Below are 22,888 nucleotides of genomic sequence, written 5' to 3'. Positions count from 1 at the left end.
GAGCGGCCTTTCAGGGGGCTGAGCCGCCGGCGAAGGCGGTGAACTGGGCGAGCGCGGCGAAGTCGTCGACGGCGTCCCGGCCGGCGACCTGGTCCAGGGGATGCCCCTGGATGAGCCGCTTCACGGGTACTTCGAGCTTCTTGCCGGTGCGGGTGTGCGGGATGACGGGCACGGCGATGACGTCGTCCGGGACGTGCCGCGGCGAGGCCCACGCGCGGATCTCCGCCTTCACGTGTCCGATCAGCTCCTCGGTGAGGGGGACGCCGCCGGCCGTGACGACGAACAAGACGAGCCAGTATGCACCGTCGCCGAGCTCCGCGCCGATGACGAGCGAGTCCCGGATCTGCGGGAGCCCGTCGACGACGGCGTAGATGTCGGCGCTGCCGAGCCGGACCCCGTGCCGGTTGAGCGTGGAGTCGGAGCGGCCGGACACGACGACGCTGCCGCGGTCCGTCACCAGCATCCAGTCGCCGTGCCGCCAGACGCCGGGATACGCGGCGAAGTACGCCTCCCGGTACCGGGCACCGTCGGGGTCGGCCCAGAAGTACAGCGGCATCGACGGCATCGGCCGGGTCACGACGAGCTCCCCGACCTCGCCGACGACGGGCCGGCCGTGGGAGTCCCAGGAGGCGAGCGCGACGCCGAGCAGCGGCGCGGAGATCTCGCCGGGCCACACCGGGGTCGTGGGTGCGCTGCCGGCGAAGCCGCTGACCACGTCGGTGCCGCCGCTGACCGACGCCAGCTGCACGTGGGCGCCCACGTGGTCGTGGATCCAGTGGTACGCCGCCGCGGACACCGGCGCGCCGGTCACCCCCACGGTCCGCAGCGCGGACAGGTCGAGATCCCGGCCGGGACGCAGGCCCGCCTGCGCGCTCGCGTGCAGGTAGCCGGGGCTGACCCCGAGCGCGGCGACGCCCTCGGCGGCGGCGATCCGCCACAGCCGCCCCGGGTCGGGGAAGGTGGGGCTGCCGTCGTACAGGACGGCCGGGGCGCCGACGAGCAGCGCCGACGCGACGATGTTCCACATCATCCAGTTGGTGCTGGTGTACCAGAACAGGGCCCGGTCCGGGCCGGCGTCCAGGTGCAGGCCGAGCAGTTTGCAGTGCTCGAGGAGGACCCCGCCGTGCCCGTGCACGATGCCCTTCGGCAGGCCGGTCGTGCCGGAGGAGAACAGCACCCACAGCGGCGCGGCGAAGTCCACCCGGTCGAAGCGCAGCTCCGCGGGCCGGGCGACGATGTCGTCCCACCGCACGCCGTCGGCGGCGTCGAGCCCGAGGTTGGGCACGTGCACCGTGGCACGGACCGTCGGCAGCGCCGCCCGCAGCGCGGCGACCTCGGCGCGGCGGTCGTGGACGGTGCCGTTCCAGCGGTAGCCGTCGGCGGCGAACAGCACCACCGGCGACAGCTGCGCGAAGCGGGCCGCCGCGCCCTGCGCCGGGTAGTCCTGCGCGCACGCCGACCACACCGCGCCGACGCTGGCGGTGGCCAGGAACGCCACCAGGGTGTGCGGCGTGTTCGGCAGGTAACCGGCGACGCGGTCGCCTTCGCGTACACCTGCCGAACGCAGCCATTGCGCGACCGCGGCGACCTGTGCGCGCAGCTGCCCCCAGGTCAGCGTCGTCGTCGTGCCGTCCTCCGCCACGGCCGTGACGGCGGTGGCACCGGCGGCGCCCCGGCGCAGCGCGTGCTCGGCGTAGTTGAGGCGCGTGCCGGGGAACCAGGTCGCCCCCGGCATGACGTCATCGGCGAGGACCACGTCCGGCGGGCCGTCGGCCTGGATGTCGAAGAAGTCCCAGACCGCCGCCCAGAACTCGGGCAGCCGCGTGACGGAGAACGCCCACAGGTCGCGGTAGTCGCCGAACGCCACCCCGGTCCGCCCCGTCAGGAACGCGGCGAACCGGTCGACGGCGGCGTCCTGCTCAGGGCCGGGCTTCCAGATCGGCTCCATCAGCCGGGCTGGTGCGCGCCGGTCATCAGCTCCGCGAGGTCCTCGGGAGCCAGGAACGACGGCGGCGGGGGCGGACCCCACCGGAACAGGCCACGCGCGCCCTCCCACACCTGCGGGGTCCACAGCGCGTCGTCGACGATGCAGTCGAGGTCCGAGTAGTACTCGGAGAAGTTGCCGGCGGGGTCGCGCAGGTACCAGAAGAAGTTCGACCCGACATGGTGCCTGCCGAGGCCCCACACGTGCCGGGACGGGTCCTGCTCGAGCATCGCGGTCGCGCCGCGGCCGACCTCGTCGACGTCGTCGACCTGCCACGACGTGTGGTGCAGGAACGCGACCGGCGCCTGCTGCACGAGCACGTTGTGGTGATCCGTCGAGCAGCGCAGGAACGCCGCCAGGCCGGGGACGGTGTCGCTGACCTTGAAGCCGAGCCCTTCGGTGAAGAACCGCTGCGAGAACGCCTGGTCGGTGGAGCCGAGCACGACATGGCCGAGCTTGCGCGGCCGGACCGGGTGTTCGCGCAGGATGCCCGGGGCGCGTTCGCCGGTACGGGCGTCGACCCCCGGCGTGTTGGAGGCGGGAGCGGGGGTCGGCGCCTGCTCGTACCGGCGCGAGAGCTCGACGAGGACGGCGACCTCGCTGCCGGGGTCGACGGCGCGGACGCCGGTGGCGGTGCGCTCGTGCGCGACGCCCAGCGCGGTCAGCGACGCGGCGACCCGGTCGAGGTCGTCGGGGTCGTCGGCGCCGACGCCGAGCTGCAGCAGCCGGCGGCGGTGGCTGTGCTCGACGCGCAGCTGCTCGCCGCCGTCCGCGGTGGCGAAGGTGTGCCCGCCCGCCGGGGTCAGGCCGAAGTCCGTGTAGTAGGCGGCGGTCTCCTCGACGTTGGGCACGCCCATCACGATCTGGGTCAGTCGGTGCAGAGCCACGGTGCGGTCCTCTCAGGCGGTGGCGGCGACGAAACGCTGGCGGAGCTCGCCGATCCCGGTGACGTAGCTGACGAGCTCGTCGCCGGGCGCGAGGAACCGCGGTGGGGTGCGGCCCATGCCGACACCGGCGGGGGTGCCGGTGAAGAGCACGTCGCCGGGCAGCAGCGGCAGCGCCGCCGACAGCTTCGAGATCATCGCCGGCACCGAGAAGATCAGCTCGCGGGTGCGGCCCTTCTGCACCTGCTCGCCGTTGACCGCGCAGCCGAGCTCGAGGTCGTCGCGGTCGTCGAACTCGTCGGGCGTCACCAGCCACGGACCGGTCGGCCCGAAGCCCGGCAGCGACTTGCCGAGGCTGAACTGCGGGGACGGGCCGGCGGTCTGCCGCACCCGCTCGGACAGGTCCTGTCCCACGGTAAGCCCCGCGACGTGCTCCCACGCGGATTCCTGGGTGACGTTGCGGGCCGTCCTGCCGATGACGACGACGAGTTCGACCTCCCAGTCGGTGCTGCCGCCGTCGGGCAGCTCGACGGTCGTCACGGGCCCGGTGAGGCACGACTGCCACTTCGTGAACATGACGGTCGGCGCGTCGGGGACGGCGAACCCGGACTCCGCGGCGTGCTTGGAGTAGTTCAGGCCGATCGCGAGGACCTGCCGCGGCGCCGGCGCGGGGGCGCCGAGGTCCGCCGCGGCGAACGGCTCCGCGTCCGCATCGGTGGCGGTGGCGGCCCAGGCGGTGAACTCGGCCCAGCGGTCGTAGACGGCCTGCGGGTCGGGGCCGAAGCGGCCGGCGCTGGCCCGTTCGACGTCGACGGCGCCGGCGTCGGTGACCAGCACGAGGCGGCCCTTGAGGTTGGCGATGCGCATGTTTCTCTCACTTACACGAGTGGGGTGATGGTTTCCTCGACGCCGAGCAGCGCCTTGCCGTACAGCTCGTAGCTGACCTGCGGGGACACGACGGCGTGCCGGGCCGCGGTCGCCGAGTCGCGCCAGATCCGCTGCAACGGGTTGACGTCGGCGAACGACCCGGCGCCGTGGGCGAAGAGCAGGATGTCGATCGCCTTGGTGACGCACTCGGCGACGTAGCCGGTGTCGGAGCGCACCCGGGCGCGGGTGGCGAAGTCGGGGTAGTCGCCGCGGGCGGCGGCCTCGTCGACGTCGGCGGCGGCGCGGAAGGCGTGCAGGTAGGCGGTGTCGATGAGCCGGGCGGCCTCGGCGATCTGCAGCTGGAAGCCCACCGACTCGGTCTGCGCGGTGAAGAACGTGTAGGAGATCGGCTTCTTCGCCGCCTTGCCGACCACGTAGTCCAGCGCCGCCTTGCCCATGCCGAGCTGCGGCCCGACGAGGACCAGCGCCAGGACCGGCACCAGCGCGGAGCGGTAGAAGGCCTCCGTGCCGAGGTGTTCGCTGGGGTACTGGCCACCGATGGCCGGCGGCACGAGCAGCACCCGGTGCTCCGGGACGAAGACGTCGTCGGCGATCAGGCAGTTGCTGCCGGAGGACTTCATCCCGGCGACGAACCAGGTGTCCTCGAGGCCGAGGTCGGTGCGGGGGATCATGGCGAGGCCCTGGTTGACGACGTCGCCGTGCTCGTCGGTGATCGGGATGCCGAGGCCCGCCCACGTCGCGTGCCAGGAGCCGGAGTTGTAGAACCACTTGCCGGTGACCCGCCAGCCGCCTTCGACCTTCACGGTGGTCGCGGTCGGTGCCAGTACACCGGAAACCTTCGCGTCGGGGTCGGCGCCGAAGATCTCGTCCTGCGCCCGCTGCGGCAGCAGGCCGACCATCCAGTTGCACACGTTGGTCAGCGTGAGGACCCAGGCGGTGCCGCCGTCGGCCTCGGCGACCGCGGCGGACACGTCGAGCATGGTGCGCAGGGAGGTCTCGTAGCCGCCGTACCGCTTCGGGACCGCGATTTTGAAGAGGCCGGCGTCGGTGAGCGCCTGGATGCTCTCCTGCACGACCCGGCGGTCCCGCTCACCGGCGGCGGCGTTGCGCTCCAGCAGCGGTCGCAGCTCCCTCGCCCGGGCGACGAGCTCGGCGGCGCTCACTGGTTCTGCCTGAACGGCGGTCATTGGACTCCTTTGGGGTGTAAGACAGCTACCTCGCGCAGGCGGCGATGCTGTCGGCGATCGGCGGCCTGGGGCGGGCCGCGAAGCGGGAGTGGGTGCCGAAGGTGCGGTGGCCGTAGATGAGCGGCGACAGGCTGCTCGACTCGGCGTGCCGGACGAGCCCGACGAGCAGCAGGTGGTCGCCGCCCTCGACGACCTGCGCGAGGTCGCAGACGGCCCAGCCGGCGGCGGTCTCCAGGCGCGGCAGCCCCTGCGAGGGGCGCCAGCCGGTCCCGCCGAAGCGGTCCGCGTCGCGCCGGGCGAACAGCATCGCCACGTCGTCGTCGGCGCCGCCCAGCACGTTGACCCCGAAGCGGCGGCTGCCCAGGATGCGGGCGAGCAGCGCCGAACGGCGATCGAGGGCCACGGTGACCAGCGGCGGCCGCAGCGACAGCGACGCGAACGAGCTGACCGTCGCGCCGTGCGGCCCGTCGGCGTCAGCGGTGGTGACGACGGTGACCGGTGCGCACACCCCGGCCATGAGGTCCCGGAAGTCCTGATCCCGCATGACCGCTCCAATCAATCACCATGCTGGTTTAGCCAGCTTGGGTGTGTGGGCGGTCACGAGTCAAGTGTTCTGAGCTAAATCAGCATGGTAGTTTTTCCCGGGCATCCACCGATGAGGAGGCGCTGATGGTCGCTACCGATCCACCCGCGCTGCGCCGCGCCGACTGGGAGCCCCCGGCCGCCGCGCTGCGCCGCCCCGAACAGGCCGCGGAGCAGCTCGCCGCCCTGGCCGCCGCCGCCGAACCCGGCGCCCGCCTCGGCACGAAGGAGGAGCTGCGCATCCTCTGCGGCGTCTCCGTCGGCACCTTCAACGAGGCCCTCCGCCTCGTCCAGGCCCGCGGCGTCGTGGACGTGCGCCCCGGCCGCACCGGCGGACTCTTCGCCAACCGGCAGTCACCCCTTGTCCGCCTGGGCAACTCGGTCCTCGCCCTCGACGAGGACGCCGCCTCCGTCGCCGACGCCGTCCGCCTCCGCGACGCCCTGGACCCCCTCCTCGTCGAGGACGCCCTGCGCCACGCCGCCCCCACCGACGTCGCCGCCATGCGCCTCGAGCTGGACCGCATGCGCGCCGCGGCCGCCGCACTCGACGGGATCGCCTTCATCCACGCGAACTGGGCGCTGCACGCCCGCATCGCCGACGTCAGCCCCAACGCCATGCTGCGCTCGTTCTACCTGAGCCTGCTGGAGATCATCGAGTCGCACACCCTGGCCGTGCAGCCCCTCGGCGACCAGCCCCTCCCCGAGTACATCCAGAGCCGCTACGACCTGCACGCCGCCCTGGTGGACGCCATCGCCGCCCGCGACGAGCCCCGCGCCCTCGCCCTCATCCGCGAACACAACATGACCGCCACCCCGGAGCCCGGCCAGGTCAGCCCAGCATGATCATGACCGTTTCGAGCACCGCGGCGCGGTCGGGATGCGCGTCGAGGTAGGCCGCCGCGACCTCCGCCCGCCGGTCCGGCAGCTCCAGGACCGCCAGCACCGCCGCGTTCTCCCTGATGCCCCGCAACCGGATCTCGCCGGCGAGCCAGGAATCGACGGGTTCGCTCGCGGCCTGCGTCGCCCTCACCGCACGCCGCGCGTCGCCCAATGCCGAGACCATGACCGACCTCGACGGCGGCGCGGACAACCCGGCTCCGAGGAAGCCGACCACTGCCGCCGACCACCGCTCCTCGCGCTCGGCACCGTCGTAACCGCGTCGATGATCAGGAGTCACGTGCGGCATCCGGGTCCTGGCCGTTCGTGTCGAACAGGCGGTCCCATGCGTCGGTGGTCATGAGCATCAGGATCCGATGCGTCTCGTCCTCGGTGTAGATCCAGCACAGCGGGTCGCTCAACGCTCGATCGAGTTCGTCGTCCGACATCGGCGGCGCGTCGCTCCACACGCCGGTGAGGACCTCGCGGACCTCCAGCCATCCACGATCCACGACCTCGCGCACCACCACGGCGAACGCCGGCGCCAGCCGCCGGACCTCGTCCCAGGAAACCATCAGCGACAACTCGCCGGTCTCCTCCCGGTGCTTCAAAAGGAGATACTCGCTGACCACCTCGTTCAGATAGCCTTCGGCACCGGCGATGATCATGACTGCACGCTGCTGCAGGGTCAGCGTGTCCCAAATCCTCACCGAGCCATTGTCTGCGCCAGAGCCGTGAATTGACCCGTCCGAAGTCCCGGCGACCAGCCGGAGCCCGCCGGTCGATGTGGCGGCGGTGATACCGCGGGCTGACGGTCAGTCACGGGAGCGGTGGGACGGCTGAACTTCGGGTGTCGGGGGGATTACCGGTGAGTACACCCCCTTGGTGCGGCACGCCGTCTCGCTGATGATTGACGCCGTGCGTGACGGGGAGTCTGCGATGCCGTCCGACACGGTCGGGCCGCTCGCGCGGCCGGTCGGCGTCGTCGATTCCACCATGCGGTGCGAGGACCTCGACCTGACGTTCCGCGCCGACCCCGCGCTGCACAGCGTCGCGGTGGTGTATCTCGACGGCGGCATCGGGCTGATCAACCGGGTCCGCTTCGCCCAGCTGATGTCGGGACCGTTCGGCTACGGGCGGGCGCTGTGGGCGAGGACGCCCGCCGGGCGGACCGCCGATCCCGCCCCGATGATCGTCGAGGAGACCGCGCTCGTGGTCGACGTGTGCGAGCAGGTCAGCCGCCGCGACCAGGTGCGCCGCTACGACGACGTGCTGGTCCGCCGGCCCGGTGGGCAGCTGGCCGGCGTTTCCGCGGCCAGGCTGTACGAGGCGCTCGCCGACCTCATGGCGGCCCACGCCGTCCGCGACCCGCTGAGCGGCCTCACGAACCGGGCCCGGTTCCTGAACCGGCTCGCCGGCGCCTGCCGCGACGGCGACCGGTCGGGCCTGGCCGTGGTGTACATCGACCTCGACCGGATGAAGTACGTCAACGACACCCTCGGGCACGCGGCGGGCGACCGGCTGATCGTGTCCGTCGCGCGCCGGCTCACCGCGGTCACCGGCGGCGACAGCGTGCTCGCCCGGCTCGGCGGCGACGAGTTCGCGGTGCTGACCCGGCTCGCCGCCGGCGCGCGGCCGGACCTGTCGGCGGCGGCGCTCGGTGAGCGGTACCGCCAGGCGGTCGCCACCCCGGATCCGGCGCTGACCGCCGGTGGGCACAGCACGGCCAGCGTCGGGGTGGCCGTGGCGGGCGACGGCGCCGACGGTGCGACGCTGCTGCGGGAGGCCGACGCGGCGATGTACCGCGCGAAGCAGGCCGGCGGCGACCGGGTCCAGGTCGTGCACGGCGTCGGGGCGTTGGCGGCCGGCCGGTCCGGCGACGACGTGCTCGCCGCCCTCGACCGCGGCGAGCTGAAACTGTTCTACCAGCCGATCATCGGCGTCGGCGACGGCCGCGTGTGGTCGGTCGAGGCGCTCGTGCGGTGGCAGCATCCGCGGCACGGCCTGCTCACGCCCGACCGTTTCCTGCCGGAGCTGCGGCGGGTCCGGCAGCTGCCGGCGCTCGACCGGTGGGTGCTGCAGCGGGCCTGCGCCGACATCGCCGTCTGGGACAGCGTCCTCGGCGACCGGGCGCCGCTGTGCGTCAACGTCAACCTCACCATCGACACGCTCGGCGCCGCAGACCTGACCGCGCTGGTGCTGCAGTCGTTGCGGCGCAGCGGGTCGGCGCCGGCGCGGCTGCGGGTCGAGCTGCCCGAGTCGGCCGACTTCGAGCAGCTGCAGGGTGCGGTGCACCAGCTGCGGGACCTCCGGGACGCCGGCGTCGGCATCGTGCTCGACGACATGGGCGCCGGCTCGGCGACCCTGCGGAACCTGTCAGCGCTCCCCGTCACCGGCATCAAGATCGACCGTTCGTTCGTTGCCGGGATGCTGGACAACCGCAACGACTTCGCCGTCGTGAAGCTGCTCGGTGACCTGGGCCGCAGCACCGGGGTCGACGTCACGGCCGAGGGCGTCGAGTCCGACGAGCAGCTGGAGGCCCTGCGGCAGCTCGGGGTCCGGTTCGCGCAGGGCTACCACCTCGGGCTGCCCGCACCCGCCGAGCACCTCACCGCGCTGCTGCGCACCGGCCGCCCCCGCGGCGTGGCCACCGTGCCGATCGAGCTGTTCCCCCGCCATGCCGCGGAGGAGCGGCCGCCGCGTGCCGAAGCCTCCGGGAGGCACGCGGCGGCCGCCGGACTCTAGCCGACCTGGACGGCCGCGTCGTCGATGACGAACGACGTCTGCAGGGACGAGTCCTCGGTGCCGTTGAACTTGATGGTGACCGTCTGCCCGGCGAACGCGTTCAGGCTGTAGGTCTTGGCCTGGTAGCCGGACGCCTTGTTGAGGTTGGACAGGGTGCCGAGGGTGGTCGAGCCGGCGGTGACCGTGAGCTTGTCGTAGGCCGTCGAGGTGGTCGTCTCGGCGGAGTCGATGTGCACGTAGAAGGTCAGGGTCGCCGAGCAGCCGGCCGGGATGGTCACCGACTGCGAGATCGCCTCGGTGTGCGTGGAGCCGTAGCCGAGCAGCCAGGCCGAGTAGGTGCCGGTGCGGGCGGGCTGGCCCTGCGACGACCACTGGCCGATGGCGCCGGTCGTGCCGGTCCAAGAGGTCGCGCCGGACTCGAAGCCGGGGTTGGCGAGCACCTGCGCCGCGGTGCAGCCGCCGGTCGGCGGGGGCGAGCTCGGCGGCGTGGTGGAGCCGGAGACCGACGTCTGCCAGATCGTGTACGCGACCCCGTCGGCGGCACGGTTGAGGACCGTGGCGCTGATGTTGCTGGTCGTGTCGCAGGACTGGTGGTAGCAGGAGTCGTAGGCGCTGTTGGCGGTGCCGCCCCACTTCGCCGCCTGGGCGGAGGTCTTCCGCGCGCTGGCGCCGGCGGCGTAGCCCGACGTCGGGATGCCGACCCGTTCGAAGGAGTAGTCGTCGGAGCGGCCCGCGCCCTCGGTGTTCTCCTCGGGCTGCAGGCCGAGGGAGTCCCAGTACGCCTTCATCGGCGCGGCGGCGGCCGAGGTGATGTGGTTGATGAAGTAGCCGCCGTTCTTCGAGCCCACCATGTCGAAGTTGTAGTAGGCCTTGATCTGGGTGCGCTGGGTGCTGGTCAGGGCGTTGGCGTAGAACGCCGACCCCTGCAGGCCCTGCTCCTCCCCCGCCCACCAGGCGAAGCGGACGTGCCGGCTCATGGTGGGGTTCTGCGCCGCCAGTACCAGCGCGTTCTCCAGCAGCGTCGCCGAGCCGGACCCGTTGTCGTTGATGCCGGGGCCCGCCGAGACGCTGTCCAGGTGCGCGCCGAACATGGTGATCTGGTCCGACGGGCCGCCCGGCCAGTCGGCGATCAGGTTGTTCGCCCGGTAGGTGCAGCTGGTGCAGGTCTGCTCGGCCACCGTGTACCCGGCGGCCTGCAGTTTGCCCTTGATGTAGGCGACGGAGGCGGTGTACCCGGCCGTGCCGCTGCGCCGGGTGCCGCCGTTGTTCGTCGCGATCGTGCCGAGCTGGGTCAGGTGGGCCTGCACGTTGGCGACGGCGATGTCGGGCGCCGCGGCGAGCGCCGGCGTCACGGCCACCGGGGCGGCGGTGGCCGGGATCGCCAGGCCCGCGCCGACGAGCAGGAGCGCGGCGGACGCGGTCAGTGTCATCACCGCTGATCTGGATCTCATGTGGGGGCTCCCCGATCGGAGGAAAAGCAGTCGGGCGAGATTCGCATACTTCGATTTCGCCGGACAAGTGATCGAGGGCATACCAGCCTGGACATACCGTGGACCCGTGGAAACCTGACGTCAGCCGGACAGCCACCGCAGGGTCTCGGCGTAGAACAGCGCCGTGCGGTCGGGCTGGTCGTCACCGAGGAGGTCGGCGGCGACCGGGTAGCCGCGCCGGGCGAGATGCCAGGCGAGCAGCGCGTAGGGCGCCCGGAACGGCGCGAGCTCCGACGGTGGCACGACCACCCGCCGGCCGGGCACCGCCGGGGTGAGGGTGTCCCGCTCGTACACCGGGACCAGCGACACGATGCCCCAGCGGCCGGAGCGGTGTTCCAGGCGGTACACGATCCGCGTGTAGGAGACGAGGTCCGCGAGGACGCCGCCGACGTCGCAGCGGACCTCGATCGCGGCCGGCACCTCGACGAACGCCCGGGTGGACACGACCTGGACGACCGGCGGGGAGAGGCGGTGCACGCTGGAGTTGCCGGCGGCGGCCATGGTCCGGGAGGCGTCGACGAAGCCCGGCCCGTCGCCGGTGTACCAGCTGAGCCGCACCGCCGAGTCCGGCCAGTAGCAGGCGCGCATCTGCGCCCACCAGCCGCGGTCGCGACCCTGCCGTTCCAGCAGCACCACCTCGCCCGGCGGCGCCTCGTCAGGCGTGGCCATCACGTCACCGACCCGGCGAGCGCGATGCGGTCCTTCATCGCGGCCAGCCGGGCGGCACCGTAGTGGGTGCCGGCCCGCACGACCCCGGCGATGCGGTGCAGGTGCGAGGCCGCGGTCACCGGGTTCGCCGACAGCAGGACCAGGTCGGCGACGCGGCCAGGCTCGACGGTGCCCATCGTGGCGGTGGCGCCGAGGAACTCCGCGGCGTTGAGCGTCAGCATCCGCAGCAGCCGCAGCGGCGCGATCCCCGCCGACGCGAGCAGGTCGATCTCGTCGTGCAGGCCGGCGCCCGGCACGATCCAGACGGCGCCGGAGGAGTCGGTGCCGACGAGCATGCGCACGCCCGCCTCGTCGAAGATGCGGGTGAGGTCGTACTGCTGCCGGTGCGACGACGCGAAGACGGCCCGCTGCGCGGGTGTGTACCTGGCGCGGAACTTGCGCACCATGCCGTGCCAGGACCTGCGGGTCGCCGCCGACATGTAGCGCAGGTCCGGGTCGGCGGGGAACGACGGGTCGTCGCAGCAGCGGCTGGTCTTCTGCCGGATCAGCGTCGGCACGTGCCAGGTCCCGTCGGCGGCGAAGTGCGCGGCCAGCTCCTGGGCGCGCCCGGCGGAGAAGGTCCGCGCGGCGTGGTCGAGCAGCTCGATGTCGGCGGGCTTGTGCAGCATCACCGGGTTGAGCACGATGCGGCGCATCGCCGCGGCGACGACCGGGTCCATGACCCTCGCCAGGAGCTTGGCCAGGAACTTGACCCGGGTCGACGGCAGGGTGATCTTGACGCCGCGCCCGGCCGCCTCGTGGATGTCCTCCCCGTCGGTCGAGCAGCAGGCCTGCACGTCGACGCCGGCGCCGAAGTGCTCGACGGACTTCATGCCGAGGCGGGAGGCGCGCAGGACGTCGATCCCGCCGGGGAGGTGGCCGACGATCGGCACGCCGAGCCGCAACGCCTCGGCCTGGGCGTCGAAGAACCGCTCCGGGTCGGTGGCGACGAACTTGATGAAGTCGGCGCCGGCCTCGACCTGCTCCCGGACGGCGGCGACGGTCTGCGCGGCCGTGCCGGTGTTGAGCATCGTCAGCAGCGGACCGGGCAGCGCGAGCAGCGCCGGGGACGCCGCGGGGAACCGGAGGCCGCCGGTCGCGCGGGCCCTCAGCAGGTCGAGGTCGCCGTGCATCTGGCGGAAGCCGGTGATGCCGTGGGCGAGCATGAGCTCGAGGGTGTCGGCGACGTCGCCGCCGTGGCTGCCGCGGCCGAGCGGGTGGGCGTGCATGTCGTTGTACCCGGGCACCACGAACAGCCCGTCGCAGTCGACGACGGCCGCGTCCCGGGGCGCTTCGAGGCCGGCGCCGACGGCGGTGATGACGCCGTCGGCGGCGAGGACGTCGGCCCCCGGCCGGAGCGAGCCGTCGCGCGGGTCGACGACCGTGGCGCGGCGCAGCAGCAGGGCGGTCATCGCGCACCGCCGTCGCCGGTGAGGCGGTGCGCGTTGCGCGTGGTGAGGTCCCGCCAGCTGGCCGCGCCGGACGGCGGCGGGGCGGCGTCGACGGTGGCGATCTGCGCGAGGGCCGCGGCGGCCGGGGTCCAGCAGTAGTCGCTGCCGTACACGAGCCGTTCGGTGCCGAACGCCGCTTCGAGGGCCGGGATCTGCCGCGGGAACGGGGTTCCGGCCATGTCGTACCAGAGCCGCCGCAGCTGACCGGAGACCGCCGGGGCGTCCGGGGCGGTACCCATCGGGAACGCGGCCCGGAACATGTCCATGCGGTCGGCGAGCAACGGCAGGACGCCGCCGCCGTGGGTCAGCACCCACCGGATCCGCTGATGGCGCTCCAGGACGCCACCGAACACGAGGTCCGCGGCGGTGCGGGCGGTGTCGAACAGGAACTCCAGCATCGGGCTCGGCCGGCCCAGCGCGACCGCGCCCACGTTCGGCGGCGACGTCGGGTGCACGAAGACGAGCGCGCCGCGCCGGTCGAGGTCCTCCCACAGCGGCGCGAGCCGCGGGTCGCCGAGGTAGACGCCGTGGTGGTTGCTGTCCACGACGACCCCGTCGGCGCCGAGGGTGTCCAGGGCGTACGCCGCCTCGGCGACGGAGCCGTCGACGTCGGGCAGCGGCAGCGCCGCGAAGTGCCCGAACCTCGGCGACCGGACCCCGGCGGCGAACTCGTTGACGGACCGGGCCAGCGCCCGGGCGGCGGCGTCGTCGCCGAAGTGCACCCCGGGAGAGGAGATCGACAGGTACGACCGCTCGATGCCGCCGCGGTCCATCAGCTGCAGATGCGCCTCGGCGCTCCACGAGGGCCAGCCGGGCATCCCGTCCGGGTGCTCGATCCCGGCGGCGCGGGCCGCGGCGACGTAGTCGCCGGTCACGAAATGGGCGTGGAAGTCGATCAGGCCGGTCGGTGCCATCGGGGTGTCCTCGTTTCACTCGCTGGAGGCGTGTGCCACCGTAGGAACGTGGATCGCCCAGCGGAACCGGCCGTGCCGGTGAGTGGAACACCGACTGCGGTGATCGAGCGGGCGTTCGCGCTGCTCGGCGCGTTCGACGCGGACCGCCGCGAGCTGCCCCTCGCCGACCTGGCCCGCCGCAGCGGGCTCCCGCGCAGCAGCGCGCTGCGGCTGGCCCGCTCGCTCGTCGACGTCGGCGCCCTCGAACGGCTCGACGACGGGCGGTACGTCGTCGGCCTGCGGCTGCTCGAGATCGCCTCCCTGGCGCCGCGCGGGCACGGGCTGCGCGGCGTGGCGATGCCCTACCTGGAGGACCTGTTCCACGTGACCCGGCAGCACGTGCTGCTCGCCGTCCGCGACGAGGGCGAGGCGCTGCTCGTGGAGCGGCTGTCCGCCCGCGACGCCAGCCCGGTGCGGTACCGCGTCGGCGGTCGCCTCCCGCTCACCTCCACCGGTGTCGGGCTGGTCCTGCTCGCCGAGGCGCCGCCGCAGGTGCAGGAGGACGCGATCGCCGCGTTCGGGCCGGGCGACGGCGGGGACGACGTCCACACCCCGGCGGACCTGCGCCGCGCCCTCGCCGAGATCCGCCGCGGTGGGTACGCGTACGCCCGGCAGACCCACCCGTGGGCGATGAGCACGGTCGCCGCGCCGCTGCGCGGTCCCGGTGGGGTCGTCGCGGCGGTGTCGGTCGTCGCGCCGAGCCCGGGCTTCGAGGCCGCGTCCTACATCCCGGCCGTGCAGGCCGTGGCCCGCGCGATCTCCCGGCAGCTCACCGGGTGAGCTGCTCGCGCAGGGCGGTGGTCAGCTCGTCCGCCGACAGCGTGCCCTTCTCCGAGATCGCGACGAGGGTCGGGTACGACGGATCCGCCGGCTCGGCGAGCGTGACGACGGCGACCGGCTCGGTGTAGTGGTTCGCGGAGTTCGTGTACTCCGAGTACCGCTGGGTGAACACCGTGGCCTCGCCGAGCGGGGTGGGCACGGCGACCGCCCCGGCCCGCAGGTCGGCGGGGATGTCCGCGACCGTGCGGTAGACCCCGTGGTGGCCGTTGATGCGCTGGGCCGCCGGGTCGCCGGTGCACCCGGCGGCGTACGCCATGACCCGGAACCCTCGCCCGGAGCCGAAGTAGACGCGGGTGTCGACACCCGGGCAGCCGTCCGCCGCGGGCGACATCGGGATGAGCCGCTGGCCGGCACCGAGCCGCACGTGCAGCGGCACCGCTCCGCCGACCGGCGCCACCGTCGGCGAGGTGACCGGCTCGGGCGGCGGGTCGTGCCGCACGCCCGCGCCGCGGCACCCACCTGCCAGCAGCACCACGACGATCACGGCCGGGACGCGTGTACGAGACATGCCAGCTCCGACGCACGCCCCGGCCACCGTCGTTCCCCGGTGTCAGCTACACGACGCGCCCCGGCTTCATCGGCTCGGCGGCGGTGCCCCGCCGGGTCCGCCGGAGCCACCGGGACCGCCACCGGGCGGGGCGCCGGACGGCTGGCCGTCGCCGCCGCCTCCGGGGGGTGCGCCGCCGCCGGTCGGGGCGGTCGTGGTGTCGACCTTCGCGGTGAGGGAGACGGCGTAGCCGCTGCCCACGTCGCCGGTGACCGTGCCGAGCTGCAGGGCGCCGCCGTCGTTGCCGAAGACGTTGTCGTTCTGCAGGGTCACCTGCGACAGGTTCGTCACGGAGGCCGAGTAGCCGGTCGTGGCGTACACCTTGTCGCAGGCGTCCTTCGGCAGCGCGACCTGGGAGGTGGCGATGGCCTTGGACGCGTCGGCGATGCTCGCCTGGTCCGGGTACACCTCGAAGTGGATGTGCGGCCAGCGCCCGGAGTAGCAGGCGGGGAAGACGCTGGTGAACTTGACCTTGCCCTGCGCGTCGGCGATCTGCACGCCCCGCAGGTAGTTCTGGTCGGTGATCCCCTCGGAGTACAGCGAGTAGCGCCCCTCCCGGTCGCAGTGCCACACGTACACCGCGACCCCGGCGAACGGCGTGTCCGCCCCCTTCGCGAGGTCGACGATGCTGAGCTCGAGCGTCATCGGCACGCCTTGCGCCGTGGCGGTCGCGGTGCCGAACGACGAGCGGATGTCGCTGCGCACGATGCCGCTGGTGGTGAGCACGTTCGGCCCGTTGGACCCGTCACCCGGATACGGGCCGGCGGTCTCGTCGGGGATCTCCCCCGCCGACGACGTCGCCGCGCCGCTGGACGTGCTGGACGTGCCGGACGTGCCGGACGTGCCCGGGTCGCTGTCGGAGCCGCACGCGGCGGTCAGGCCGACCACCGCCGCGCCCAGCCCGAACACCCGCAGCAGCTGCCGCCGGTGCACCATCGTGCCGAGGTCGAAGCCCAGCCCCTGGTCGGACAGCTCCTCGTCCGGGCGGGCGAACTCCCGCCCCTCGTATGCCGGTTTCCGTGCCACGGTCGAACCTCCCGTATGACGTCCCGAATCGCTTCAGGTACAAACTGGCCGCGGAACCTGGCACCCAGCTGTCAGCCGCCTGCGAACGCCCTTCGCCCTTCGGCGGCACTACGTCATGTATCAACTACTGAGCGTAACTAGGCGGGAGGGTGGACTCGCAGCAGCCCCTCGACGCCCTGGAGGAACGTCTCGCAGACCAGCGCCGGGTCGAAGAGGCAGCCGGCCGCCATCGCGCCGTCGCGCAGCATGACGTAGTGCCGGGCGGCAGCCCCGGCCGAGGGCCCGTCCGCGATGCCGGCCAGGAGGCCGGTGACGGTGTCCAGGAACCACTGCCGGTGGGCGAGGACGGCCTGGTGCACCGGGTGCGCGGGGTCCGGGTACTCGGCGGCGGCGTTGAGGAACGCGCATCCGCGGAAGCCCGGCGAGCGGATGCCGTCGGCGATCGCCACCGCGACGGCCCGCAGCGCGCCGGCCGGCGACAGCCCGCCACCGACGGCCGCGTCGAGCTGACCGCGGATGGCCAGGTCAGCCTCCTGCAGATACGCCAGGATCAGGTCGTCCTTGCCGGGGAAGTGCCGGTACATCGTCGCCCGCGTCACCTGCGCCTCGGCGATGATCCGGTCGATGCCGACGGCGTGGATGCCGTCGGCGTAGAAGATCCGGGCCGCCGTGCCGAGCAGCCGGGACCGCGCCTCGGACGGCCGGCCACCGGTTTCACTACGCCTCATCCGCACAGGATAGAACGTTCGGTCTTGACCCCGCGCGCCGCGTGTGGCATCGTCCAACAAGACAGAACGTTCTACCTTTCTGAAAGGTGTCCGCGGTGACCACCATCGCCCCACCCAGCCCCGTCGCGCCGGCGCTGCGGCGGCTGTACCTCGTCCGGTTCGGCTTCGCCGTCGTCTGGGCCGTCCTCCTGCTCACGACCGGGACGCGCATCGGACCGCTGACCGTCGCCCTGCTCGTGCTCTACCCGCTGTTCGACGTGGCCGCGGCGGTCGCCGACGTCCGCTCGTCCAGGACCGGCGGGCCGGCGCGGCTGCTGTACACCAACATCGCCGTCAGCACGGTCGCCGCCGTCGCCCTCGCGGTCGCCGCCGCGTCCGGCGTCCCGGCGGTCCTTCGGGTGTGGGGCGTCTGGGCGATCGCGGCCGGCCTCGTGCAGCTGGTCGTGGCGGTCAACCGCCGCGGGACGGCCGGGCACTGGCCCATGATCCTCAGCGGCGGCATCTCCACCGTCGCCGGGACGTCGTTCATCCTGATGGCCGCCGCCGAGGACGCGAACCTGCGCGCCGTCGCCGGCTACGCGGTTGTCGGCGGCATCTTCTTCCTCGTCTCGGCGCTGCGCCTGCGCCGCACCGGCACGCCGTAACGGGCACGACGACCGGACGGGTCGCCGGGGGCACATATCGGCGAAGCTCAAACGTTCGGGTGAGATCCGGTACACAACCGGCGCGATATTCTCAGGGCCGTGACGCGGGAGGCGCATCGATCTGCGGCGGGTCCTGCGGCTGGGGCGCCCGCACGGCGATATGTGCTCGCCGCCGGCGCGGTCATGGCCCTCGGCACCGTGTGGTGCGTCGGGTTCCTCGCCGGCGGGGTCGGGTCCGAGGCGTTCGCCTACACGTTCGTGCCGGTCGGCGGGGTCATCTCCACCGCGTCCGTCGCCCACCTGCTCCGCCGGTGCGACCTCAACCCCGTGGCCAGGTCGTTCTGGCGGGCGCTGATGGTGGCGATGGGGCTGATCACGATCGGGTACGGCTGGCTGGCCGTCGACATGCTGACACACGCCGCCCAGGCGCACACGCGGACGATGCCGGTGCCGGCGGCGGCGTGCGTCGGGGCGGGGTTCGCGCTCGCGTTGTTCGCCGTCGCCCGGGTACCTGTCGTCGCCACCGGCGGGGTCGACCGGTGGCGGATGCTGCTCGACCGGACGATCGCGTTCCTCGGCTGCGCGGCGGTGCTCTGGTACGCCGGGCTGGCCCCCATGCTCTCGGCGCGTGAGCCGTGGAGCCGGCAGGCGATGGTGCTGGTCGGGCTGGCCTTCATCGCCGCCGTCGGGGCCGCCACGAAGGTCTCCTACATCGCCGGCGGGCCCGTCGACCGGCTCGCGATCCGGCTGATCGCGGCCAGCGGCGGCGTCACCGCGGGGATCGTCGCGGTCATCGCCGTGCGGTTCGGGCTGATCGCCGCGGTGCCCGCGCAGGCGGTCGTGATGCCGCTGACGCCGGTGCTGGCCACGCTCGGGGTCGCGGCGCAGTGGCGGGCCGGCCTGGGGCTGCGCCGGGACAGCGCCCGCAGCGGGAAGCTGCTGCCGTACCTGGCGGTCGTGGCGGTCGACGTGCCGCTGGTCGCGATGGCGTTCGGCGCGCCCCTGGACTGGCCCGGACGGATCGTGGTCGTCGCGGCGGTCCTGGTGACGGCGCTGGTCACCGCGCGCCAGTACATCGCCTACGAGGAGAACGCCCGGCTGCTGGACAGCACGCGGGTGCAGGAGGAACGGCTGCAGCACGAGGTGAGCCACGACGGCCTGACCGGCCTGGCGAACCGGGCGCTGTTCCGGGAGCGGCTCACCGCGGCGCTCGGCACCGGACACGCGTCGGTGCTGCTCGTCGACCTCGACGACTTCAAGACCGTCAACGACCTGCTCGGCCACGGCGTCGGCGACCGGCTCCTCGTCTCCGTCGCCGAGGTGCTCCGCGCGGAGACCGGCCGCGACGGGCTGGCCGTGCGGGTCGGCGGGGACGAGTTCGCGGTGCTGCTCACCGCCCCGGGCGCCGACCCGGAGGACCTCGCCGGGCGGCTGCTGGCCGCGCTCGACCAGCCGCTCAGCGAGCACCGGCTCCTGGCGCAGGCCAGCATCGGCATCGCCGACGCCGTGCCCGGCGCCACCGTCGACTCCGTCCTGCGGGACGCCGACGTCGCCATGTACACGGCGAAACAGCGCGGCAAGGCCGGCTTCGTGCGGTACGTCGACGGCATGGGCGAGCCGGTCCTGGCGCACATGCAGCTCGGCGGGGAGCTGCGGCGCGCCCTGGACAACGACGAGCTGCGCGTGGTGTACCAGCCGATCCTGCGCCTCGACGACCAGCGGCTCATCGGCGTCGAGGCGCTGGTCCGCTGGCACCACCCGACCCGGGGCGTCATCACACCGGCGGAGTTCATCCCCGCCGCCGAACGCACCGGGCTGATCGTGCCGCTCGGCCGGTTCGTGCTGCGCGAGACCTGCCGGCAGGCCGCGGCGTGGCTCGCGGAGTTCGGGCCGGACGCGTTGCAGAAGGCCGCGGCGAACGTGTCGGCGCGGCAGCTGCACGACCCGGACTTCGTCGCCGACGTCACGGCCGCGCTCACCGACAGCGGCCTGCCCTGCGAGCACCTCGTCCTGGAGGTCACCGAGTCCGCGGTGCTGCGCGGCCAGCAGGTGTCGCGCACCCTGTACGAGCTGGACCGCATGGGCATCCGCCTGGCGCTGGACGACTTCGGCACCGGCGAGTCGTCGCTGAGCCTGCTGCGCGCGTTCCCGGCCGCGATCGTGAAGCTCGACAAGTCCTTCGTGGACGGGGTCGAGATCGACGACGGCCAGCCGGCGGCGGCCAGCGCGCGGCAGGCGGTGGCCCGTGCGGTCAGCCAGCTCGCGCACGCGCTGGGCCTGGACACGGTGGCCGAGGGGGTGGAGAGCGCCGAGCAGGCGGCGGTGCTGCGCGACCTCGGGTACACCCACGGCCAGGGCTATCACCTCGCCCGCCCGATGCCCGCCAGCGCCGTCTCCGCCCTCCTGCACCGTCAACGGTCGATGGCTGCCGCGGACCTCTGACCGCCACCCGGCGCCCCCGGCGGCGGCTGGGAGCCGGGCGGGTCGGCGATGCGACACACCGCCACCGCAACCACCGTCCGGAGCTGGTCGTCTGACCCGACGTCCGTGCAAACGATCATCGGGTGGGAGCGTCATGGCAGATCCGCGGTTCGGGGTTCTGGGGCGGCTGGAGGTGACGATCGGCGGGGAGCAGGTGGACCTCGGCGGTCTGCGCCCCCGCATGCTGCTCGCGCTCCTGCTGAGCACCGGCGGTCAGGAGGTGCCGTTCCACCGCATCGTGGAGGTCCTGTGGGGCGCCGAACCCCCGGCGACCGCGCTCGGCACCGTCCACAGCCACCTCGCCCGGCTGCGCCGCGCCCTGGAGCCCGACCGGCCGCCGCGGTCGCCGTCGCGGGTCCTGGTGCGCGTCGGCGCCGGGTACGCGGTCCGGCCCGCACCCGGCCGCCTGGACGCCGACGAGTTCACCGCCCTCGCCCGCGAGGGACACGAGCTCGTCGCCGCCGGCCGGTTCGCGCCGGGCCGGGCCGGGCTGGACCGGGCGCTGGCGCTGTGGCGCGGCGGCGCCTATGCCGACTTCCCGGACGCGTCGTTCGCGCTGGTCGCGGCGCGGCGCCTGGAGGAGCAGCGGGTGCAGGCCCGCATCGACCGGGTGGCCGCCGAGATGGGGCTCGGGCGGCACGAGGCGGTGGTGGCGGAGCTGTCCGGGCTGGCCCGCGAGCATCCCGGGCGGGAACAGCTCTGGGAGCTGCTGGCGCTCGCGTTGTACCGGTCGGGCCGGCAGGTCGACGCGCTCGACGTGCTGCGGGAGGCGCGCGACACGCTGTCGGGCCGCTTCGGGGTCGACGCAGGTCCGGCGCTGCGCACCCTGGAGACCTCGATCCTGCGCCAGGAGCCGGTCGCGCCGGCGCCGCCCGGCGCGGTGGCCGGCGGTTTCGTGGGCCGGGCCGCGGAGCTGGCGGCCGTCGCCGAGCTGCTCCGCACGGCACGGGTCGTCACCGTGACCGGTCCGCCGGGGGTCGGCAAGAGCCGCCTGGTCATGGAGTACGCGCACCGCCACGCCGACCTGACCGGCGTCGCGGTGGTGCGGTGGCCCGACGAGCCCGGACCCGCGACCCGGCTGCTGGTCGTCGACGGCACGGCGGCCCCCGAGCTCGGCGGTCCCGGGCCGCGGGTGCTCGCCGCCGGCCGGGCACCGCTCGGCGTGCCCGGCGAGGTCCTGCTCGAGCTGGGGCCGCTGCGGGTCGAGGACGCGGTCGACCTGTTCGCCGCGCGGGCCGTCGGCGTCCCGGACCGCCGGCTGGCGGCGGCCGTGTGCGACGCGGTCGGCTGCCTGCCGGCCGCGGTGGAGCGGGCCGCCGCGCTGTCCAGGACGCTGCCGCTGCACGCGCTCGCCGGCCATCTCCGCGACGACCCGGTCGCGCTGCTGGGGCCGGCCGCCGACCCGCTCGGCGGGCCGCTCGCCCCGGCGGACGCGTCGCTGCTGGGGCGCCTGGCCGTGTTCGAGGGCGGGTTCGACCTCGACGCGATGGCCGCCGTCGCACCGGGACAGCACGCGCGGCTGCCGGGTCTCGTCGACCGGTCGCTGATCCAGGTGCACCGCGACGGCGGCACCGCGCACCGGTTCCGGCTCGGGCGGCCGCTGCGGCAGTACGCCCGGGGCCTGCTCGACGACGACGACCACGCGCGGACCGTCCGCCGGCACCGGGACTGGGTCCGCGGCCTGGCCGGCGAGGCGGCGGCGAGGCTGCGGACCACGGCCGCCGACGACTGGCTGCGCCGCCTGCACACCGAGCGCCGCAACGTCCGCGCCGCGCTGCGCGGAGCGCTCGACGACGGCGACGGCGCCGCCGCGGTCGACATCGCCGGCGGGGTCGCCTGGTACTGGTTCCACGAGGGCGCGACCGCCGAAGGCACCGCGTGGCTGCGGGCCGCGCTCGCCGCCGGCGGCCAGGACCGCACGTCGGCCGGGCAGGCCGCCCGCAGCCGCGCCGCGCTCGGCCTGTCGGCGCTGCGCTCGATCGCCGGCGACGTCCCCGACGCCGTGACCCAGGCGCACGCGGCGGTCTGGGAAGCCGAACGCGCCGGCCACGACTACCTGCGCGCCGACGCCCTGTGCTGCCTCTCGTTCGTGGCGGCCGCGTCCGGCGACGCCGCCTTCGCGGGCGCGGCGGCCGGCCGGGCCCACCGGGCCGCGGAGACGGTCGGCTGGCCCGACCTGCTCGCCCAGGGCCGGATGGTGTCGGGCCACGCCACGTACCTCGCCGGGGACCTCGGCGGCGCGTCCGAGCTGCTCGCTGAGGCCCGCCGGGCGGCCCGCGACTGCGGCTACGGCTGGGTGGTGACCGTCGCCGGCTGGCTCGGCGTCGAGGTGGCCCTAGACCGGGCCCGCTACGACGACGCCCGCCAGGCGGCGCTGCGCCTGTCGGGTCGCCTCGGCGACGACCCGGCGATGAGCTCCTGGCTGGTGACCACCCTGTCGCTGGCCCGCGCCCTCACCCTCACCGGCGACGCCGAAGCGGGCGCCCTGCTGTGGGGCGCGGTCACCGGCATCGGCCGCCGCGTCGGCCTCACCGCCCAGGCCATCGGCCGCGCCAACGCCCACCGCAACCACCACGGCGCCCCCGCGCCCCGCCACGCCGCCGCGTACGTCCGCGGCCTGGAGATGACCCGCCCCGAGGCGGAAGCCCTGATCGCGACCCTCACCCCGTAGCCCGCCGTTGCCCGGCCGGCCCGGGGGGCGTCGGATCGTCGAAGGGGCGCTGCCGTCGCGCCGCGATTGGGCGGCAGGTCGGCCGGTCTTCACTGGCGTGGGGGGGGGGGCGGGGGGGGGGGGGAACCCAAAAGAAAAGAGGGAAAAAAAAAAAGAAAAAAAAAACCAACACCCAAATGCCGTTGGAGGGCAGGGGTAAAACT

20 protein-coding genes are annotated in these 22,888 nt (G+C 74.0%); 6 read left to right on the top strand and 14 right to left on the bottom strand.

Features of this window, described 5'->3' with window-relative positions:
* Positions 1–10: 10 nt before the first annotated feature.
* From ACZ6TV_RS36410 to ACZ6TV_RS36390, 5 genes are read right to left on the bottom strand one after another with little or no spacing between them, the layout of a single operon-like run.
* Positions 11–1,951 carry an acetoacetate--CoA ligase gene (locus ACZ6TV_RS36410; RefSeq protein WP_465302895.1) on the bottom strand — a complete coding sequence of 647 codons (1,941 nt, stop codon included), beginning with the start codon at positions 1,949–1,951 and terminating at the stop codon, positions 11–13.
* Positions 1,948–2,871 carry a VOC family protein gene (locus ACZ6TV_RS36405; RefSeq protein ID WP_465302617.1) on the bottom strand — a complete coding sequence of 308 codons (924 nt, stop codon included), beginning with the start codon at positions 2,869–2,871 and terminating at the stop codon, positions 1,948–1,950. The genes ACZ6TV_RS36410 and ACZ6TV_RS36405 overlap by 4 nt, the downstream gene beginning before the upstream one ends.
* 12 nt (positions 2,872–2,883) lie before the next feature.
* Positions 2,884–3,735, bottom strand: a complete 852-nt coding sequence (locus ACZ6TV_RS36400; protein WP_465302615.1) for a fumarylacetoacetate hydrolase family protein — start codon at positions 3,733–3,735, stop codon at positions 2,884–2,886.
* 11 nt (positions 3,736–3,746) lie between these two features.
* Positions 3,747–4,943 carry an acyl-CoA dehydrogenase family protein gene (locus tag ACZ6TV_RS36395; RefSeq protein ID WP_465302613.1) on the bottom strand — a complete coding sequence of 399 codons (1,197 nt, stop codon included), beginning with the start codon at positions 4,941–4,943 and terminating at the stop codon, positions 3,747–3,749.
* Between the two features lie 25 nt (positions 4,944–4,968).
* Positions 4,969–5,487: a flavin reductase family protein gene (locus ACZ6TV_RS36390; RefSeq protein ID WP_465302611.1), complete on the bottom strand. Its 519-nt coding sequence runs from the start codon at positions 5,485–5,487 to the stop codon at positions 4,969–4,971.
* Between the two features lie 125 nt (positions 5,488–5,612).
* On the opposite strand from ACZ6TV_RS36390, the gene ACZ6TV_RS36385 reads away from it, so the two are divergent.
* Positions 5,613–6,368 carry a FadR/GntR family transcriptional regulator gene (locus ACZ6TV_RS36385; protein WP_465302609.1) on the top strand — a complete coding sequence of 252 codons (756 nt, stop codon included), beginning with the start codon at positions 5,613–5,615 and terminating at the stop codon, positions 6,366–6,368.
* Here ACZ6TV_RS36385 and ACZ6TV_RS36380 read toward each other — a convergent pair.
* Positions 6,355–6,639, bottom strand: coding sequence for a hypothetical protein (locus ACZ6TV_RS36380; RefSeq protein ID WP_465302607.1), 285 nt, complete (start codon positions 6,637–6,639; stop codon positions 6,355–6,357). The genes ACZ6TV_RS36385 and ACZ6TV_RS36380 overlap by 14 nt on opposite strands.
* Positions 6,640–6,691: 52 nt before the next feature.
* Positions 6,692–7,069 (bottom strand): hypothetical protein, encoded by a 378-nt coding sequence (locus ACZ6TV_RS36375; RefSeq protein ID WP_465302605.1) that lies wholly within the window; start codon positions 7,067–7,069, stop codon positions 6,692–6,694.
* A 271-nt stretch (positions 7,070–7,340) separates the two neighbouring features.
* On the opposite strand from ACZ6TV_RS36375, the gene ACZ6TV_RS36370 reads away from it, so the two are divergent.
* Positions 7,341–9,146 carry a putative bifunctional diguanylate cyclase/phosphodiesterase gene (locus tag ACZ6TV_RS36370; protein WP_465302603.1) on the top strand — a complete coding sequence of 602 codons (1,806 nt, stop codon included), beginning with the start codon at positions 7,341–7,343 and terminating at the stop codon, positions 9,144–9,146.
* Here the strand turns inward: ACZ6TV_RS36370 and ACZ6TV_RS36365 are convergent.
* From ACZ6TV_RS36365 to ACZ6TV_RS36350, 4 genes are all read right to left on the bottom strand, one after another.
* Positions 9,143–10,597 carry a M28 family metallopeptidase gene (locus ACZ6TV_RS36365; protein WP_465302601.1) on the bottom strand — a complete coding sequence of 485 codons (1,455 nt, stop codon included), beginning with the start codon at positions 10,595–10,597 and terminating at the stop codon, positions 9,143–9,145. The genes ACZ6TV_RS36370 and ACZ6TV_RS36365 overlap by 4 nt on opposite strands.
* Positions 10,598–10,717: 120 nt before the next feature.
* The gene (locus tag ACZ6TV_RS36360; protein WP_465302599.1) at positions 10,718–11,305 is read right to left on the bottom strand and encodes a nuclear transport factor 2 family protein; all 588 of its coding nucleotides are present in this window, start codon (positions 11,303–11,305) and stop codon (positions 10,718–10,720) included.
* Positions 11,305–12,756 (bottom strand): amidohydrolase family protein, encoded by a 1,452-nt coding sequence (locus ACZ6TV_RS36355; protein WP_465302597.1) that lies wholly within the window; start codon positions 12,754–12,756, stop codon positions 11,305–11,307. Before ACZ6TV_RS36355 ends, ACZ6TV_RS36360 begins: the two co-directional genes overlap by 1 nt.
* Positions 12,753–13,709 carry an amidohydrolase family protein gene (locus ACZ6TV_RS36350; protein WP_465302595.1) on the bottom strand — a complete coding sequence of 319 codons (957 nt, stop codon included), beginning with the start codon at positions 13,707–13,709 and terminating at the stop codon, positions 12,753–12,755. The genes ACZ6TV_RS36355 and ACZ6TV_RS36350 overlap by 4 nt, the downstream gene beginning before the upstream one ends.
* A 48-nt stretch (positions 13,710–13,757) precedes the next feature.
* On the opposite strand from ACZ6TV_RS36350, the gene ACZ6TV_RS36345 reads away from it, so the two are divergent.
* Positions 13,758–14,528, top strand: a complete 771-nt coding sequence (locus ACZ6TV_RS36345) for an IclR family transcriptional regulator (protein ID WP_465302593.1) — start codon at positions 13,758–13,760, stop codon at positions 14,526–14,528.
* Here ACZ6TV_RS36345 and ACZ6TV_RS36340 read toward each other — a convergent pair.
* The 3 genes from ACZ6TV_RS36340 to ACZ6TV_RS36330 all read right to left on the bottom strand — a co-directional run bounded on the left by ACZ6TV_RS36340 (position 14,518) and on the right by ACZ6TV_RS36330 (position 16,889).
* Positions 14,518–15,096 (bottom strand): hypothetical protein, encoded by a 579-nt coding sequence (locus tag ACZ6TV_RS36340; RefSeq protein WP_465302591.1) that lies wholly within the window; start codon positions 15,094–15,096, stop codon positions 14,518–14,520. The genes ACZ6TV_RS36345 and ACZ6TV_RS36340 overlap by 11 nt on opposite strands.
* A gap of 66 nt (positions 15,097–15,162) precedes the next feature.
* Positions 15,163–16,161 (bottom strand): intradiol ring-cleavage dioxygenase, encoded by a 999-nt coding sequence (locus ACZ6TV_RS36335; RefSeq protein WP_465302589.1) that lies wholly within the window; start codon positions 16,159–16,161, stop codon positions 15,163–15,165.
* A gap of 137 nt (positions 16,162–16,298) precedes the next feature.
* Positions 16,299–16,889 (bottom strand): TetR/AcrR family transcriptional regulator, encoded by a 591-nt coding sequence (locus ACZ6TV_RS36330; RefSeq protein ID WP_465302587.1) that lies wholly within the window; start codon positions 16,887–16,889, stop codon positions 16,299–16,301.
* A 95-nt stretch (positions 16,890–16,984) separates the two neighbouring features.
* Here ACZ6TV_RS36330 and ACZ6TV_RS36325 point away from each other — a divergent pair, with 95 nt between their 5' ends.
* The 3 genes from ACZ6TV_RS36325 to ACZ6TV_RS36315 all read left to right on the top strand — a co-directional run bounded on the left by ACZ6TV_RS36325 (position 16,985) and on the right by ACZ6TV_RS36315 (position 22,685).
* The gene (locus ACZ6TV_RS36325; RefSeq protein ID WP_465302585.1) at positions 16,985–17,533 is read left to right on the top strand and encodes a hypothetical protein; all 549 of its coding nucleotides are present in this window, start codon (positions 16,985–16,987) and stop codon (positions 17,531–17,533) included.
* A gap of 162 nt (positions 17,534–17,695) precedes the next feature.
* Positions 17,696–19,975 carry a putative bifunctional diguanylate cyclase/phosphodiesterase gene (locus ACZ6TV_RS36320; protein ID WP_465302583.1) on the top strand — a complete coding sequence of 760 codons (2,280 nt, stop codon included), beginning with the start codon at positions 17,696–17,698 and terminating at the stop codon, positions 19,973–19,975.
* A gap of 133 nt (positions 19,976–20,108) precedes the next feature.
* A complete protein-coding gene (locus ACZ6TV_RS36315) occupies positions 20,109–22,685 on the top strand; it encodes an AfsR/SARP family transcriptional regulator (RefSeq protein WP_465302581.1) in 2,577 nt (858 codons plus the stop codon).
* The last annotated feature ends 203 nt before the right edge of the window (positions 22,686–22,888 follow it).

This window comes from Dactylosporangium sp. NPDC051087 (assembly GCF_055586325.1).
Note: the sequence above shows the minus strand (reverse complement) of the source record. Positions and strands in the feature narration are given on the sequence as shown.